General features: G+C 72.6%; 14 protein-coding genes. 7 read left to right on the top strand and 7 right to left on the bottom strand.

The window, feature by feature from the left end; translation table 11 throughout:
• Positions 1–2 precede the first annotated feature (2 nt).
• Together P2Q00_RS25430 and P2Q00_RS25425 are read left to right on the top strand one after the other, a co-directional pair.
• Positions 3–842 (top strand): FkbM family methyltransferase, encoded by an 840-nt coding sequence (locus tag P2Q00_RS25430; protein WP_275775026.1) that lies wholly within the window; start codon positions 3–5, stop codon positions 840–842.
• Positions 808–1,422 carry a hypothetical protein gene (locus P2Q00_RS25425; protein ID WP_275775025.1) on the top strand — a complete coding sequence of 205 codons (615 nt, stop codon included), beginning with the start codon at positions 808–810 and terminating at the stop codon, positions 1,420–1,422. The genes P2Q00_RS25430 and P2Q00_RS25425 overlap by 35 nt, the downstream gene beginning before the upstream one ends.
• A 66-nt stretch (positions 1,423–1,488) precedes the next feature.
• Here P2Q00_RS25425 and P2Q00_RS25420 read toward each other — a convergent pair whose 3' ends face one another.
• Both P2Q00_RS25420 and P2Q00_RS25415 read right to left on the bottom strand, forming a co-directional pair.
• A complete protein-coding gene (locus tag P2Q00_RS25420) occupies positions 1,489–2,619 on the bottom strand; it encodes an FAD-dependent oxidoreductase (protein WP_275775024.1) in 1,131 nt (376 codons plus the stop codon).
• Between the two features lie 176 nt (positions 2,620–2,795).
• Positions 2,796–3,668, bottom strand: a complete 873-nt coding sequence (locus P2Q00_RS25415) for an ATP-grasp domain-containing protein (RefSeq protein WP_275775023.1) — start codon at positions 3,666–3,668, stop codon at positions 2,796–2,798.
• Positions 3,669–3,817: 149 nt separating this feature from the next.
• Between P2Q00_RS25415 and P2Q00_RS25410 the strand changes: the two genes are divergently transcribed.
• The 4 genes from P2Q00_RS25410 (at position 3,818) to P2Q00_RS25395 (ending at position 9,136) form a co-directional block, all read left to right on the top strand.
• Positions 3,818–4,867 (top strand): MerR family transcriptional regulator, encoded by a 1,050-nt coding sequence (locus P2Q00_RS25410; protein ID WP_275775022.1) that lies wholly within the window; start codon positions 3,818–3,820, stop codon positions 4,865–4,867.
• 70 nt (positions 4,868–4,937) lie between these two features.
• Entirely contained in the window at positions 4,938–6,392 is a 1,455-nt protein-coding gene (locus tag P2Q00_RS25405; protein WP_275775021.1) for an acyl-CoA synthetase, read from the top strand.
• Positions 6,385–7,830 carry a carboxyl transferase domain-containing protein gene (locus P2Q00_RS25400; protein WP_275775020.1) on the top strand — a complete coding sequence of 482 codons (1,446 nt, stop codon included), beginning with the start codon at positions 6,385–6,387 and terminating at the stop codon, positions 7,828–7,830. Before P2Q00_RS25405 ends, P2Q00_RS25400 begins: the two co-directional genes overlap by 8 nt.
• A gap of 268 nt (positions 7,831–8,098) precedes the next feature.
• Entirely contained in the window at positions 8,099–9,136 is a 1,038-nt protein-coding gene (locus P2Q00_RS25395; RefSeq protein WP_275775019.1) for a rod shape-determining protein, read from the top strand.
• 23 nt (positions 9,137–9,159) lie between these two features.
• Here P2Q00_RS25395 and P2Q00_RS25390 read toward each other — a convergent pair whose 3' ends face one another.
• The 5 genes from P2Q00_RS25390 to P2Q00_RS25370 form a co-directional block, all read right to left on the bottom strand.
• A complete protein-coding gene (locus P2Q00_RS25390; protein ID WP_275775018.1) occupies positions 9,160–10,461 on the bottom strand; it encodes a hypothetical protein in 1,302 nt (433 codons plus the stop codon).
• Positions 10,462–10,518: 57 nt separating this feature from the next.
• The gene (locus P2Q00_RS25385) at positions 10,519–11,748 is read right to left on the bottom strand and encodes a sensor histidine kinase (protein ID WP_275775017.1); all 1,230 of its coding nucleotides are present in this window, start codon (positions 11,746–11,748) and stop codon (positions 10,519–10,521) included.
• On the bottom strand, positions 11,738–12,415 hold the full coding sequence (locus P2Q00_RS25380) for a response regulator transcription factor (RefSeq protein WP_275775016.1): 678 nt from the start codon (positions 12,413–12,415) through the stop codon (positions 11,738–11,740). Before P2Q00_RS25380 ends, P2Q00_RS25385 begins: the two co-directional genes overlap by 11 nt.
• Before the next feature lie 311 nt (positions 12,416–12,726).
• Positions 12,727–13,842, bottom strand: coding sequence for a T6SS phospholipase effector Tle1-like catalytic domain-containing protein (locus tag P2Q00_RS25375; protein ID WP_275775015.1), 1,116 nt, complete (start codon positions 13,840–13,842; stop codon positions 12,727–12,729).
• A gap of 13 nt (positions 13,843–13,855) precedes the next feature.
• On the bottom strand, positions 13,856–14,731 hold the full coding sequence (locus P2Q00_RS25370) for a DUF6424 family protein (RefSeq protein ID WP_275775014.1): 876 nt from the start codon (positions 14,729–14,731) through the stop codon (positions 13,856–13,858).
• 152 nt (positions 14,732–14,883) lie between these two features.
• Between P2Q00_RS25370 and P2Q00_RS25365 the strand changes: the two genes are divergently transcribed.
• Positions 14,884–15,375, top strand: a complete 492-nt coding sequence (locus P2Q00_RS25365; protein WP_275775013.1) for a hypothetical protein — start codon at positions 14,884–14,886, stop codon at positions 15,373–15,375.
• Positions 15,376–15,534 lie beyond the last annotated feature (159 nt).

The raw sequence follows: 15,534 nt of genomic DNA, 5'->3' as shown, positions 1-15,534 counted from the left end.
CCATGACTCCACCCCGCACCCTGGCCGCCCGCCTGGCCCCCTTCCTCCCCACCCGCCTGGTGGCCGCCGCCGCCCGGGCGGTCTACCCGCGCTTCGAGCCCGAGCTGGCCCGGCTGCCCGACCTCTGCCCTCCCGGCTGCGGCACCGCCGTGGACGTCGGCGGCTGGTACGGCCCATGGACACGGCGCCTGGCCACCCGTGCCCACCAGGTGGTGACCGTGGAACCGGTCCCCCACCTGGCCCGCCTCCTCACCTCCGCCGCGCCGCCGAACGTCCGCGTCGTCCAGGCCGCCGCCTCGGACCGCCCCGGCACGGCCCGCCTGTGGCTCCCGCCGGACGACGCGGGCGACCGGGGAGTGTCCTCCCTGGTCCGCCGCGACATCCACGCCCGGGCCCTGTACGTCCCCTGCGTCACCCTCGACGAACTCGCCCTCCAGGACGTCGGCTTCATCAAGATCGACGTGGACGGCAACGAGCTCGCGGTGCTCCGCGGCGCAACGGGCCTGCTGGCCCGGGACCGCCCGGCCCTCTTCATCGAACTGGAGTCCAGGATTCAGACGATCACCCCCGTCATCACCTATCTCTCCCTCCTCCGCTACGACGGCTGGGTACTGCCCGGCGACAGCTGGGTGCCCCTTGCGAAGTTCCCCTTGGAGGCCCACCAGGCGAGCGCCTCGCACGTCGCCACCCAGGGCCTGCTGGGCCGCGTCCTGCCCTTCCGCAAGCACCCCCGCTACGTCAACTCCGTCCTCTTCCTCCCGGACGGCCGCCACCCGGGTGTCAGTGGGGTGGGCGACCATGGTGCCCATGGTTCCCACGCCGTCCGCCAAGCGCCCCGCTAGCCCGTTCACCCCCCTCGACTTCCAGCTGGTCCTGCTGCGCCGCATGGCCGACCACAACCCGGACCTGGTGGAGGACGCCCGCCGCCAACTGGGCGTCTCCATCGCCGACATGAGAGAAGCCAACAAGCGCTGGCAGGCCATGCTCCACTCCCCGCGCTCCCGTGCGGCCGCCTCCCGTTACCGATCCGTCCTCGGTGCCCCCGAGTCGGTCATCGCTCGCAAGATCGGCGACCTGGACTGCGAGGCCCTGCTCTGGCCCGTCCCCCTCTGGCCCGACCTCCGCTTCGAGGTACTCCTCGCCCCGAACGGCGCCGTCTGGAACGAGTGGCTGATCCGCGCCCCAGGAGCCGAGGCACCGGTCCTGAAGACCCTCGCCGACCTCACCCCTTGGTCCTGCACGGTCGACGAGACGGCCCGCGCCTTCGCGCCCGCCCGACCGTTGGAGGGGACGGCACCTACACGGTGGGGGCTGGCGTTCACGGCTCCGGATGCGGACGGGGTGCGGCGGCAGGTGGCCGCGGAGTTCACGTGGGGGCTGCTGCAGCGGGTTGCCCGTCAGGACGGGCGGTCCGAGCCATAGCAGTAGCCGTAGCCGTAGCCGAAGTCTTCGGGGCTTGAGCGGCGACTTATCGGCCGTTACCGGCTGTTATCGGCTGTTATCGGCGAACATGTTGATCAGGCGTTGGGCTGTGTTGTCGTCGGAGTCGATCCCCAGGACCTCGGCGCCGTCGAAGGTGGCGGCCTCGGCGCTGCGGGGGAACATGGCCCGCTCGTACTCGGCGAGCGCGGCCTCGGTGTCGTCGGGGTGCCGGGCGAGGGCCTCGCCGAGTTCGGCGCCGTCGAGCATGGCGAGGTTGGCGCCTTCGCCGTTCGGGGCCGTGAGGTGGGCCGCGTCGCCGAGCAGCGTCACCCCCGGCACCCGGTCCCACCGGTGCCCGGTCGGCAGGGCGTAATGCGGACGCAGGACCGGCGGGGTGTCGCTGTCGGTGATCAGCGCGGTGAGTTCCGGCGCCCAGCCCTCGAACTCCGCCGCTATCCGCGCGGTCGCCGCGGCGGCGTCGGTGAAGTCGATGGCGGCGAACCAGTCCTGCGGCCTGGACAGCGCCACGTACATGTGCAGGGTGTCGCCGCTCTCCCGGTGAGCGAAGATCTCCTTGCCCGGCGAGGGCGCGATCATCATCCCGCCGCCGACCGCCTTCGCGGCGGCGGGGTGCCGGGTGTCGGCGTCGAACAGATAGGTCTCGACGAACGACGTACCGGCGTACGAGGGCACAGCGTCGGAGAGCAACGGCCGGACCCGTGACCACGCACCGTCCGCGCCGACCAGCAGGCTTGTGACGACGGTGGTGCCGTCAGCGAAGGCCACCTCGTGGCGGTCCTCGCCGAGGGCACGGACCTCGGCGGCCTTGTGCCCCCACCGGACGGTGCCGGCCGGGAGCGAGTCGATCAGCATCTGCCGCAGCTCGCCGCGCATCGCCTCGGGGCGCCCGCCCGTGCCGTCGTCGGCCTTGTCGAACAGGACGTTCCCGTCCGGGTCGAGGATCCGCATCGCCTCGCGGCCCTCCAGGACGATGGCGCGGAACTCGTCCATCAGACCGGCCGCCCGGAGGGCGAGCTGCCCGTTGTAGTCGTGGATGTCGAGCATCCCGCCCTGCGTACGCGCCGCCGGGGAGGGCTCCGCCTCGTAAACGGTGGCCGGGATTCCGTGGACGTGCAGGACGCGGGCAAGGGTGAGGCCGCCGAGTCCGGCGCCGATGATCGTGACAGGGCTGTTCATGATGGTGGCTCCTTGGGAATCGGGCCGCCCGGTGAACTCCGGCCGACCATGTCCGGCAAAGGTCCCAGCCCCCACCGACGAGCCACCGACACTCGACCGACAGCTCCCGACACCCGACCGACAGCCCTCCGACACCACAGATCAGTCCCGGCACCTGCCTGCCCGGCGGGCGGCGGTCAGCCGCCGGCAGCGGCGAGGATCGCCTCCACCACCACCGCCACCGACCCGCGATGCAGATCGAGAAACAGATTCGGCTCGACCAGCTCCAGCTCCATCAGCCGCGGCTGTCCGTCCTCCCCGTCGACGAGGTCCACGCGCGCGTACAGCAGCTCCGGTGCATCCGGTACGGCGGCCAACGCGCGCTCCGCGACGGCGAGTTCGGCCGGGGTCGGGGTCCACGGCACCAGGTCCGGGTGGGCCACCTTGTCGTGGTCGTAGGCCGTGCCCGGCGCCAGCACGGCGCCCTTCCGGCTGGCGTGCAGGAAGCGGCCGCCGAAGAACTGCAGGGCCCGCTCGCCGCTGACGTCGATGCCGGCCAGATACGGCTGGACCATCGCGGTCAGCCCCTCCTCGTGCATGCGCGCGAGGTGCCGTACGGCCGTGTCGCGGTCGCCCGGTGTGTAGCGGGCGGCGTACCGGGCGCCCGCGCCCGAGGTCGGCTTGACGACGTACTCGTGGTCCTCGGGGAGGGCGGGCGCGTCGCCGGGTGCGAGATACCGGGTGGGGACGGCGGGGACTCCCGCCTCCGCCAGTTCGCCGAGGTACCGCTTGTCGGTGTTCCAGCGCACGACCGACGCCGGATTGGCGAGCCGGGTGACGGACGCACACTTCTCCGCCCAGGCCACGAATTCGTCCGCCCGCCAGCTGTAGTCCCAGGTCGACCGGATGACGACAAGATCGAACCCGCTCCAGTCGGTGCCGGCGTCGTCCCAGGGCAGCGCGACGGCATCGGCCCCGGCGTCCCGCAGCGCCTGCACCAGCACGGGAAGATCGCGGTCCTTGCTCGGCTTCGTGCCGGGGTCGTAGGTGGCGAGTGCGACACGGACCACGGTGGCCTCCGGTTTCGTAACCTCATACGTCGATGGATTGCTCCGCAGGCTAGACATGGCGCCCGCAACCAAAGCAACCGAATTGACCTTCCCCTTCGGGGAAGCCCCAGCATCGGTGGCGGGAACACGACGAGACCAGCGAGGCGCACATGGACATGCTCACGATCGGTGCCTTCGCGCGGGCCTGCCGGCTCTCACCGAAAGCCCTTCGCCTCTACGACGAGCTGGAGCTGCTGCGCCCCGCCTGGGTCGACCCGCACACCGGCTACCGCTACTACGCCCGCGGGCAGCTGGAGCAGGCCCGGCTGGTGGCGTGGCTGCGACGGCTGGGCATGCCGCTGGCCCGTATCCGGGAGGTGTGCGCGCTCGAACCGGCGGCCGCCGCCGGGGAGATCCGTGCGTACTGGGCGCGGGTGGAGGCCGAGACGGCGGTACGGCGGGATCTCGCCGCGTTCCTCGTGGACCACCTGACGGAAGATCCGAGGAAGGACACCACCATGCTGGAACTTCGTTACTTCGCCCACTCCGACCGCGGCCTGGTCCGGCCCGCCAACCAGGACACGGCGTACGCGGGCACAAGGCTGCTGGCGGTGGCCGACGGCTGCGGCCCGGCCGGCGCACTGGTCAGCAGCGCGGCCGTGGAGGCCCTGCGCTTCCTGGACACCGAGGAGCTGCCGGCCGGCGGCGTCCTCAACCTCCTGGAGGACGCCGTGCAGGGCGCGACCGAGGCGGTCCGGGACGCGGCGGACGGCGCCGACGAGAACGGCACGACCCTGACGGCCCTGCTCTGGACGGGCTCCCGCCTGGCCCTCGTCCACATCGGCGACTCCCGCGCCTACCTGCTGCGCGACGGGGAGTTGTTCCGCATCACCCACGACCACACGGTGGTCCAGTCGCTGATCGACGAGGGCCGCCTGACCGAGGAGGAGGCCACGACGCATCCGCAACGCGCCCTCCTCCTCAAGGCCCTCGGCATCGGAACCCCGGACCTGCGCCTGCATGACGCGGCCCCCGGCGACCGCTATCTCCTGTGCTCCGACGGCCTGTCGGGCGTGGTGCCCGACGCCCGCATACGGCAGATCCTCACCACCGGGACCCCGGACGCAGCCGTACAGGCCCTGGTGGACTCGGCGAACGAGGCCGGGGGCCCGGACAACGTGAGCTGTGTGGTGGCGGACGTGGTGCGGGAAGCCTCCTGATCGTCGCCGGCGGGGCGGCTGGTGTAGGAACGGTGGTGACGTTCCTGCCCCTACGGATGGAGTGCATCGCGTGTCCTCTCTCTTCCCCGCCCTGGAGAGCCCGAGCGGGCTGATCGCCCTGCGGTTCGGTGACCGGTCCCTGACGTATGCCGAGTTCGCCGCCGCGACCGGCGCCCTGGCGGCCCGGCTCCCGCGCGGCGGACGGGTCGCGGTCTGGGCCACGCCGGCGCTGGAGACGGCCGTGGCCGTGGTGGCGGCGCTGCGGGCCGGGGCGGCCGCGGTGCCGCTCAACCCGAAGTCGGGGGAGAAGGAGCTCGGGCACATCCTGTCCGACAGCGCGCCGTCGGTGGTGCTGGCGGCTCCCGGTGACGAACTGCCATATCCCGTACGGGACTTGGAGCGCATCGATGTGGATGTGGACGTGTCCGGCACGGGAGGCGGCCCCTCCCCCGCCCCCTCCCCCGGCGACGAGGACCCGGCACTGATCGTCTACACCTCCGGCACCACCGGCCCGCCCAAGGGCGCCGTCCTTCCGCGCCGGGCGATCGCGACCACGCTGGACGCGCTCGCCGACGCCTGGCAGTGGACCGGTGACGACGTACTCGTGCACGGGCTGCCGCTGTTCCATGTGCACGGTCTGGTGCTGGGCATCCTGGGCCCGCTCCGGCGCGGCGGGTCCGTCCGCCACCTGGGCCGGTTCAGCACGGAGGGCGTGGCGCGCGAGCTGAACGAGGGCGCGACGATGATGTTCGGCGTTCCGACGATGTACCACCGAATCGCCCAAGCGCTCGCAACGGAACCGGAGTTGGCGAAGGCCCTCGGCCGGGCGCGGCTGCTCGTCTCGGGTTCCGCCGCCCTCCCCGTCCACGACCACGAGCGCATCGCGGCGGCGACCGGACGGCGGGTCATCGAGCGCTACGGCATGACGGAAACCCTCATGAACACGAGCGTGCGGGCGGACGGCGAGCCGCGCGCGGGCACGGTGGGCGTACCGCTGCCGGGCGTCGAGCTGCGGCTCGTGGAGGAGGACGGGTCGCCGATCACGTCGTACGACTCCGAGACGGTCGGCGAGATCCAGGTACGCGGCCCGAACCTCTTCACCGGCTACCTCAACCGCCCCGACGCGACCGAGGCCGCCTTCACGGCGGACGGCTGGTTCCGCACCGGCGACATGGCGGTGCGTGACGCCGACGGCTACGTCCGCATCGTCGGCCGCAAGGCCACCGACCTGATCAAGAGCGGGGGTTACAAGATCGGGGCCGGTGAGATCGAGAACGCCCTGCTGGAGCACGCGGGGGTGCGGGAGGCCGCGGTCACCGGCGAGCCGGACGAGGACCTGGGCGAGCGGATCGTGGCATGGGTGGTCCCGGCGGACCCCCAATCACCACCGAGCGCCGATGAGTTGGCGGACCATGTGGCGAGCCGCCTCGCCCCGCACAAGCGCCCCCGCGTGGTGCACTACCTCTCCGTCCTCCCCCGCAACGACATGGGGAAGATCATGAAGCGGGCACTCCACCGTGCCTGAGCGACGCCTCTCCGCCCGCGAGATCCTGGCGCTGGTCACCGACCCGTCGACCTTCATCGAACTCCCCGCCCCCGCAGGGGAGTCCGCGCCCGACGGCCCCCTCGCCTGGCAGGGCTACGACGCCTCGCGCGCCCGAGCGGCCGAGCGAACCGGTGAGTCGGAGTCCGTGGTGTGCGGGACAGCAAGCGTGCTCGGCACGCAAGCCGTGCTGATCGCCTTCGAGTTCGGCTTCCTCGGCGGCTCCCTCGGCGAACGCACCGGCGACCGCCTGGAAGCGGCATACACCCACGCCCGCACTCACCGCCTCCCGGTCGTCCCACTGGTAGCCACGGGCGGCAGCCGCATGCAGGAGGGCATGCTCGCCCTGACCCAACTCCAGCGCGTGGCCCGCCAGTCGGCCCTCACCCGCGAGGCCGGCCTCCCCCAGATCGCCGTCCTCCGCGACCCGACAACCGGCGGCGGCTGGGCCACCCTGGGCGCCGGGGCCGACGTAACCCTCGCCCTGCCGGGCGCGCAGGTGGGCTTCGCCGGGTCGCGAGTACGACCGCCGGACGCGGACCCGACGGCGTACACGGCAGAGGCACAGGTGACGGCGGGTTCGGCGGACGCGGTGGTCCAGCTGCCAGCCCTACGGGAGACGCTGGGCCTATGGCTCCGCCTGCTGATGGGCGGTCACGCTGGCGTAGCTGCGGGCAGTCGTGCCGCTGGGGCGGCACGGGTGGGCGCAGCGGCACCCCGCACGCGCGGGCAAGCGACCCCTGCCCCCAGCGCCGGTCCGCCCGCCCCCGTCCCCGCCGCCCTCGGCACCGCCGCCCACCCCGCCACCGGCTGGGACGCAGTCCAACACGCCCGCTCACCTCAACGCCCGCGTGCAGAGGCCTACCTGTCGGCATACTTCACCCACCGCGCAGCGATCAGCGGCGACCGCGCAGGCGGCACCGACACCAAGGGCATGCTCTGCGGCTTCGGCAACCACGCGGGACGAACCGTCGCCTACGCCGCCCAGACGGGCACAGCCACCCGCCCGGCGGGCTACCGCACAGCCGCCCGCCTGATCCGCCTCGCCGACCGCCTGGGCATCCCGGTGCTGACCCTGGTCGACACACCGGGCGCGGCCAACGACGCGGAGGCGGAACGCCAGGCCGCCGGACCCGCCATCGCGGAGCTGTTCGGCGCGGTGGCGGCCGCCCGTACGCCGGTCACCACGCTGGTGATCGGCGAGGGCGGCTCCGGCGGCGCGCTGGCGCTGGCCGCAGCGGGCAACACCTGGGCCACGCCGGACAGCTACTTCTCGGTGATCGCTCCGGAGCTCGCGGCCGCGATCCTCAAACGCCCGGCCGACCAGGTCGAGGCGACGGCGGACCAGCTACGCATCCGCCCGCAGGACTTGGTGGAGCTGGGGGTGATCCGGGGCATCGTCGGCCCGGTGAACCCCTGACACCTCGATGCCCGTCCGCGACAATGAAGTCCGGCGAAGCCACACGGCGCGGGGAGACGGTCGCGGTCATCGCGAAGGGCGCGGCCCAGAGCACCCCGTACCGACAGCCATAAACCACAGAACCCCCATTCGGCCGCACCCCGACCGGCCCCTGCACCCCGACCGGCCCCCCACAAAAGGCGCCACCCGGCTCCCGCACCGCACGATGCCAGTGGGGACCGCCACACCCGGCGGCCCCCACGGTCGGCGTTGTCTGGAGGGACCCTGCATGACCGCAAGTCTGGAGCAGTTGCGGCGCTGCCACTTTGCCGTTGACCTGGGGGCGGCCCGGACCCGCGTCTATGTCAGGGGCGTCGGTCTGGTCGTCGACCAGCCGTCCGTCGCCGCCGTGAACACCCGTACCGGTGCCCTCATCGCCGTGGGCGAGTTCGCCGAGCGGATGAAGGGCCGCACGCCGCACTACATCCGTGTCGTGCGCCCGGTGTCCGGCGGCACCGTCGTCGACATCGAGATGGCGCAGCGCATGCTCCGTGGCCTGCTCGGCGACAAGGTCCGTCGCGCCCTGCGCCGCAAGCCCTATCTGCGGGCCGCGGCCTGCACCCCGCACGAGGCCGACCCGCTGGCCCGCCGGGCCGCCACCGAGACGCTCGTCGGGCTCGGTGCCCGGCGGGTGGAGCTCGTCGACACGCTGATCGCCGCCGCCGTGGGGTGCGGACTGCCCGTGCAGGAGCCCGAGGCCACCATGATCATGGCGTGCGGGACCACGACCACCCAGGTGGCCGTGCTCTCGCTCGGGTCGAGCGTGGCCGCCGAACGCATTCCCGTCGGCGGGGAGGCCGTCGACCATGCGATCGTCCAGCATCTGCGCCATCAGCACGAGTTGACGCTCCCCGGCCAGTCCGTACGGCCCCTGCACATCGCCCTGTCCAACATGGGGATCACCGCCCAGGGGCCGGCCTCCACGGAGATCCGGGGGCGGGACGTCGTCACCGGGCTCGCCCGTTCCGTGCAGGTCGACACCGCCGCCGTGCGCAACGCGATCGAGACCCCGCTGACGGCCGTGCTCGACGGCATCGGGCGGGTGCTGCGGGAGTGCCCGCCCGATCTGGTCGCCGACCTCGTCGACCGCGGGATCACGATGGTGGGCGGCAGCGCGCTGCTGCCGGGCCTCGACCAGATGCTGCGGGAGGCCACCGGGATGCCGGTGCACATCGCCGAACAGCCCGACGTGTGTGCCGTGCGGGGCCTGGGCTACATGCTGGAGGGCAGGATCGAGCCGCTGATGCTCGCCCCGATCGGAGCCTGAGCCCCGGAGGCGCGCGCCGGCCGTCACCGCAACGCCGCGATGTCCTCGGTCAGTTGCCGGGCGATCCGTCCGGCCGCCGCCGTGTCCTTGCGGTCCGCCGCCTCCCTGGCTTTCGCCAGGTCCGCCGTGAGAACCGCCGACTTGGGCGTGGAGCCCCGCTGCCGTACGAGTTCGAGGCCGGTCACGTCCCCGGCGACGGAACCCGCGTCACGCGCCCGGGCGTCGATGCCCAACTGCCGTGCCCACATGTCGAGTCGGGCCCGTTCGACGGTCTTCAGCGGCTCGTGGCGCAGCAGCAGATCCGTGGTGTTCTGCTCGGCCCGCAGCGCCGCCGCCCGGTCCTGCGGAGCCTTCCGCCAGGCGTCCAGGTCCCGGGTCATCTGCCGCACCAGCAGCGCCGGTACGGCGTCGGAGGCGCGGTAGGCGTCCCAGGCCTCGCGCACCGCGCGGACCGTCGCGGGTGCAGGGCCGGCGTGGGCCGTGCGGACCGCCCGGTCGAGCGCGGCCAGCCCCGCCGGGACCGGTGCACGCGTCGCGTCCGTCGGTACGGCGAGCGACACCGCCTCCAGGTCGCCGCCCGCCGAGCCGGTGGAGAACTCGCCGTACCCGGGGGCGAAGACCTTGTCCTCGGTCGTGCCGTCCATGTGCAGCTCGTGCACGGTGATCGCGTTCTTGATCCTCCCGTACGGCCCGTCGACGGTCTGCCCGGCGGCCCGGACCGTGACCTGCTCGAAGACGACTCCGGGGTCGTTCTCCGTGCGGTAGACATCGCCCTTGTGCGGGTGCGCGGGCATGATCATCGCGCCGGGGGCGTGCTTGTGGCCCGCCTGCCAGGTGCCCTCGGTGTCGGCGACGACGCCGTTGTCGTAGTTGAAGACCGTCTCGCCGAGATACCAGACGGAGCCGTCATCGGCCTGGGCGTAGTAGTCGTCGGCGACCTCTACCACGCGGCCCGCGGAGAAGGCGACGTACTGCGAGGTCACGGCGTGGATGGTGCGGTTGCCCCAGGTGATGGTCTTGGTGCCGGGGAGGAGGGTGACCTCGGTGCGGAAGGGTTTGCCGGACTCCTGGCCGCCGTAGACGGTCTGGGCGACCTGTGCGGTGGGGTGGAGGGGGTTGGTGATGCGGCCGGGGTGGGTGAAGCGTGGTGACGAGAGGTCGACGCGGTCGCTCTTCGGTGCGAGCGGCAGACAGGACGCGCCCGTCCTTCCGGTGGTCTCGTCGACGACGTGGACGCAGTCGGAGTGGTGCGCCTGGTTCCCGGAGCAGGCGCCGGACAGCAGTACGGCGGCTCCCAGAACGGGCCAGATGGTCTTGTTCCTCATGCCGGCCAGCGTCCCGCCGCACCGCTGAACGGAGGCTGAACACACCTGACGGAGCGTTCAGTTCCGCTCCCCGGACGGCAGGGTCACCACGAACCGCGCCCCGTCCCCCACCCGCACACTGCCGCCGTGCGCCGCCGCCACCTCGGCGACGATCGCGAGGCCCAGCCCGGCGCCGCCCGCTTCACGCGAACGGGACTCGTCGAGCCGTACGAACCGTTCGAAGACCCGCTTGCGGTCCGCGGCCGGAATCCCGGGGCCGTCGTCCTCGACGACCAGCCGCACCCGCCCGTCGCCCGTGTCGGCCAGCGTGAACGCCACGCGCGTGCGTGCGTGACGTGCCGCGTTCTCCCCGAGGTTGCGCACCAGGCGGCGCAGCGCGTCCTCGTCGCCCCGCACCCGGGCCGCGCCCACCGCGGTGCCGTCGATGCGCAGTTCGGTGGTCGAGCGCAGCCGCCGCAGCTCCTCCAGGACGAGGTCGTCGAGGTCCACGGGCCGTCGCGGGGCGGCCGGTGCACCCTCGTCGGCGCGGGCGAGCAGCAGCAGGTCGTCGACGAGGCGCTGCATGCGTACGGCCTCGTCGTGCACGGTGGTGGCGAGCGCGCCCGCGTCGGTGCGTCCGGGGTGGGCGAGGGCGACCTCGGCGTGCTGGCGTACGGCGGCGACGGGTGAGCGCAGTTCGTGCGAGGCGTCGGAGACGAAGCGGCGCTGTGCCGCCTCCGCGCGGGCCACCCGGCGCAGTGCCAGGCCCACGGCGGCCCAGGTCGCGGCGGCCGCGAGCACCAGCAGCACGGGCAGGCCGATGAGCAGCAGCCGGGTCACGGTCGAGGAGGCCTCCGCGACTCCGGCGGGCGCCCGGCCGTCCAGGACGACGAGCTTCCGGTCGCCGTCCTGTGCGCCGGCGGCGACGACCAGGAAGGGGTCCTCGTCGAGCGGGGTGCGCACGGACGCGCTGTGCCCCGGGCTCAGCCGGGCCAGCGCCGGCTGTCCCCTGACGTTGCTGCTGGCGGCGACCACCTTGCCCGACGCGTCCACGACCTGCAGGAACTCCTCGGCGGGATCGGTCACGGTCGGCGCGGGCACCCCGCGTCCCGCGTCGATCACCCTGGCCACCTGCTGCGCCCGGGCCCGCGCCGCGTCCCGTACGTCGCCCGAGAGCTCGGAGCGCAGCCCGAGCACCAGCGCCGTACCGCCCGCGACCAGGGCGAGCGCCACGGCCAGCGCGGCGATGAGCGTGGCCCGCACGCGCACGGCCCGCAGGCGCCGCTGCTGCCGCCGCTCACCCGTCATCGGGCACCAGCCGATACCCGTGCCCCCGCATCGTCAGCAGCGACCGCCGCCCGAAGGGCCGGTCGACCTTGTTGCGCAGCCGTCGTACATACACCTCGACGATGTTCGGATCGCCCTCGAAGTCGTCGCCCCAGACGTGGTCGAGGATGGTCCGCTTGGACACCGCCTCGCCGGCCCGCCGCAGCAGGAACTCCAGGACCGCGAACTCGCGCGCGGTGACCTCGATGCCGCGCCCGGCCCGGCTCACGGTGCGGGTCGCGGGGTCGAGTTGCAGGTCACCGGCGGCGAGGACGGCGGGCCGCTCCCGTGCCTTGCGGCGCAGCAGCGCCCGCAGCCGGGCGAGGAGCACTCCGTACGAGACCGGTTTGGTCAGATAGTCGTCGGCGCCGGTGTCGAGGCCCTCGATCTCGTCCCACTCGCCCTCCTTGGCGGTGAGCATGAGGATCGGCGTCCAGTCGCCCTCGCCGCGCAGCGTCCGGCAGACCCGGTAGCCGTTGAGGCGGGGCAGCATGATGTCGAGGACGATCGCGTCGTACGCGTTCTCCCGCGCGAGCCACAGCCCGTCCACCCCGTCGGGCGCGACGTCCACCGCAAAGCCCTCGGCCTCCAGCCCGTCCCTGAGCCCGGCCGCGAACCGCTCCTCGTCCTCGACGACCAGCACGCGCATACCTTCAACGCTACGACGGTGCCGGAGCGCAGTCCTGGTACGGCATCAGTACGGCAGGATCCGTCCCGAGGGCGTCCTGCGGTCGATGGTGGTGTCGCGGGGCGTGGCGGGCCGGCGGCTTACACGGACGCGGATCTGACGGTTCATGACGCCCTCCTCGGACCGGCTGGCTGACGTGAACCAGCCTGGTCCGCGCGCCACTTGGGCACATCGTTCCCACGGAGGCATATGTCATGCCTCCGTGAGACGACTCCGGGCAGGACTCGCTACTCCCCGGGAAGGAGGACACCCTCGAGAAACCCCCGAGTCCGTCAGTCCCGGGCCGGTTTGAACCAGTCGGGATCCGCCCAGCGGTCGCGTCCGGCCAGGTCCGGCCGGTAGCCGGGGTCCCGTTCCCTGCGCAGCCGGACGCTCCAGTGGAGTACCGCCTGGGGAGGTACGGGGCGCGTACGCCTGCCCACGAGGATCCACAGCGGGCCGTTGTGGTGGACGGGGGCGTCCGCGAAGGCCTCGGTCACCGCAGTCTCCGCGGCATAGGCACCCGGGCGGAAATCCAGGTCGTCGCAGACGCCGTCGGTGATCCACTTGAGGGTGATCGTGGAGAGCAGGGGTGCGTCCGGGGCGTGGTCGAAGGTCCCTCCGACATCGCAGTGCACCCCGGCGAACCACACCTCCTCCGCCGTGCTCGTGTCCGTGTCGGGACCGGGGGTGCGCGGCCTGACGAGGAACTCGCGGTAGGGGCGCCGCGTCTCGTCGAGGGACACGGCGTGCCGGATGCGCGCGGCATTGGGCAGCGAGTGGGTGTACGGCCAGCGCAGCGCGCCCGGGCGCAGGAGGCCGGCCGCCTTCACGGTGTCCCAGACGCCCAGGTAGGCGACCGGGAGGGCGTGGTGCGAGACCTGCCGGGGGTCGTTGCGCTTCACCTGCGCCCACAGCGGCTCGTCCTCGGTGCGCACACAGAAGGCGTGCGAGAAGCGAGCGACTTCCTCCTCGCTCTTGTCGATGTCCTGGTTGAAGGCGTACTTCGACACGGCGTACGCCACGAGGTTCTCCGCACCCGGCCGCATCAGCCCCGGCTTGTTGAGCATCCCGACCAGCGCGCGGGCCGTGTAGGCGCCGCGGCTGAACCCGAAGACGTACACCGCGTCCCCCGGCTGCCAGTGCTGCATGAGGTACGTGTACGCCTCGGCGAGGTTGGTCCTCAGCCCCGTCCCGAACGCGAGGCCGCCGAGCCGGGAGAGCCCCCGGCCCAGCGGCCCGCGCGCACTGGCCGACGACATGGTGCCGACCCCGGGGTCGTAGTAGAGCAGCTGCCTCGACGGGTCGCCGGTCTCCAGCATCTCGTAGAGCCTGACCACGTTGGTGGGGTTGCGGGCGCCGACCTGGTTGCCCGTGCCGTCCAGGCAGACGACGATCCTGCGCGGCATGACCACGGCCCGCCTAACCGGCCCGCCGGGTGCCGCCGCGCGTGACACGGGACCGCGGCCGGCTCGACGCGGTGCGCGCCCCGGGCGCTATCTGCTGCTGGAACGCCTCCAGCGCCATGGGGCTGTCCGGCGGGAGTACGGCCATCACCTTGCGCCGCTGCGCCTTGGCCAGGACGTCTCCGGCCGGTGTGCCGTGCCGGGCGTGGACGATACGCAGGCGTCCGTCACCGGAGCCGCGGGCGGCCACCGGGGCGACGCCGGCGTGGGTGCCGTCGGGCAGGGTCACCCACAGGTTGAAGTCGTCGTACCGGATGTAGTCGGCGCCCTTGATCGGCCAGGGGTAGTGGTGCTCGCCGGCCGCCTTGGGCAGGATCCCCTGGTGGTTCCCGCGGGTCAGCGGCACGCACGCGTTGAACAGCGAGTCGGTCCAGGCCGCGACGCCGTCGGCGTCCGTGATCGGGGTGTCCAGCAGCTTGCGGGCCCGCTTGTAGCCGAGGGCATCCAGCGCGGGGAGCGTCTCGGGGAAGGCGGCGACGAGGTCGGCGGCCTCCTGCCGCAGCCGGTCGACCTTCGCGGGGTCGGCGCAGAACTGCATGCTCCACTCGATGCCGACCCGGGCCCGGTACATCCGCCAGCCGCCGTCCGTCTTCACCCAGAGACTGCCACCGTGGTGCATCTCGTAGGGACCCGGCCCGTACGGCCGGTCGGTCCTCCCCAGCTCCTGAAGGATCTTGTTCACAGCCTCCTTCGCGGCGCGGAACTGCGCGGACTCGGTGCGTTCAGGGTGCTTGACGAGCTGTATCTCCCAGGGATGGTCCTCCCGTTCGGTCTTGCCGAAGGTGAGGGAGGGAGGAGTCCTCGTCGCCGTCACAGATCGGTCGTTGGCCATGGCCCGCCTCCTTCTGTCCTTGTCTCATCGTCCTCCCAGGGCTCATTTCTCGCTCTGCGTAACACCTGGACCGTTCAACGACGTGACACCGCCCGCCGCCTCCGGACGGCCGCCCCCTACGACCGCCGACATTCACGGCGCACACTGGGGCCATGCGCATACGCACACCCCCGGGCACCGTCCGGTGGCACCGTGCCGTACGAACGCTCGCCCGCCTCCACCACCACCCGGCGCCCGTCCGTCCTTCGCGCACGGCCCAGTTGCTTGCGCTGGTCGCCGTTCTGGACGAGGCCGTGGCCGCGCAGACACCGGCCGACGCGGCGGTGGCCGCCTGCGGCGAACCGGGTCCTGTCCCCCGCAATGCGGCGCGTGTGTGCAGCCGGCAGAGCATCGCCCTGCACCGCCTGCGCACCCGACTGCAGGACCTCGAACTCACCGACCCGGACCTGCTCCAGGCCCAGGCCCAAGCGGCACGACTGCTGGCCTACGACCTCTGGATGCTGCGCGAGTCCCTCAACCTGGCCTTCACGATCCACCGCAACCCCCGTACCGAGGCTGCCCGCCTGCGCCTCAACGGCCTGGGCCGGCACGCCGACGACCTGCGCCGGCTGCGCGACGGACTGCGCGACCGCGCTCCCCGTTAGAAGTGATGTTCAGGGTCCACACTGGACGTGAGGGCATCGAACCAACAGAATTCCGGATTCTTCAGAGCGGCCGGAACCACGGAACTCATCGCTTCCCGAATATGCAGCCGCACGGCCGCGAGTTCTTCCTTTCCGTGGGATTCCCAGTCATATTGTTCA

The organism is Streptomyces coacervatus (assembly GCF_029223485.1).
GTDB lineage: Bacteria > Actinomycetota > Actinomycetes > Streptomycetales > Streptomycetaceae > Streptomyces > Streptomyces coacervatus.
Note: the sequence above shows the minus strand (reverse complement) of the source record. Positions and strands in the feature narration are given on the sequence as shown.

Excerpts from the sequence above, each read along its gene's own strand:
- P2Q00_RS25410 (WP_275775022.1), top strand. The coding sequence starts at position 3,818 with ATGGACATGCTCACGATCGGTGCCTTCGCGCGGGCCTGCCGGCTCTCA.
- P2Q00_RS25430 (WP_275775026.1), top strand. The coding sequence starts at position 3 with ATGACTCCACCCCGCACCCTGGCCGCCCGCCTGGCCCCCTTCCTCCCC.
- P2Q00_RS25385 (WP_275775017.1), bottom strand. The coding sequence starts at position 11,748 with ATGACGGGTGAGCGGCGGCAGCAGCGGCGCCTGCGGGCCGTGCGCGTG.
- P2Q00_RS25375 (WP_275775015.1), bottom strand. The coding sequence starts at position 13,842 with ATGCCGCGCAGGATCGTCGTCTGCCTGGACGGCACGGGCAACCAGGTC.
- P2Q00_RS25390 (WP_275775018.1), bottom strand. The coding sequence starts at position 10,461 with ATGAGGAACAAGACCATCTGGCCCGTTCTGGGAGCCGCCGTACTGCTG.
- P2Q00_RS25365 (WP_275775013.1), top strand. The coding sequence starts at position 14,884 with ATGCGCATACGCACACCCCCGGGCACCGTCCGGTGGCACCGTGCCGTA.
- P2Q00_RS25420 (WP_275775024.1), bottom strand. The coding sequence starts at position 2,619 with ATGAACAGCCCTGTCACGATCATCGGCGCCGGACTCGGCGGCCTCACC.
- P2Q00_RS25425 (WP_275775025.1), top strand. The coding sequence starts at position 808 with ATGGTTCCCACGCCGTCCGCCAAGCGCCCCGCTAGCCCGTTCACCCCC.
- P2Q00_RS25395 (WP_275775019.1), top strand. The coding sequence starts at position 8,099 with ATGACCGCAAGTCTGGAGCAGTTGCGGCGCTGCCACTTTGCCGTTGAC.
- P2Q00_RS25370 (WP_275775014.1), bottom strand. The coding sequence starts at position 14,731 with ATGGCCAACGACCGATCTGTGACGGCGACGAGGACTCCTCCCTCCCTC.
- P2Q00_RS25380 (WP_275775016.1), bottom strand. The coding sequence starts at position 12,415 with ATGCGCGTGCTGGTCGTCGAGGACGAGGAGCGGTTCGCGGCCGGGCTC.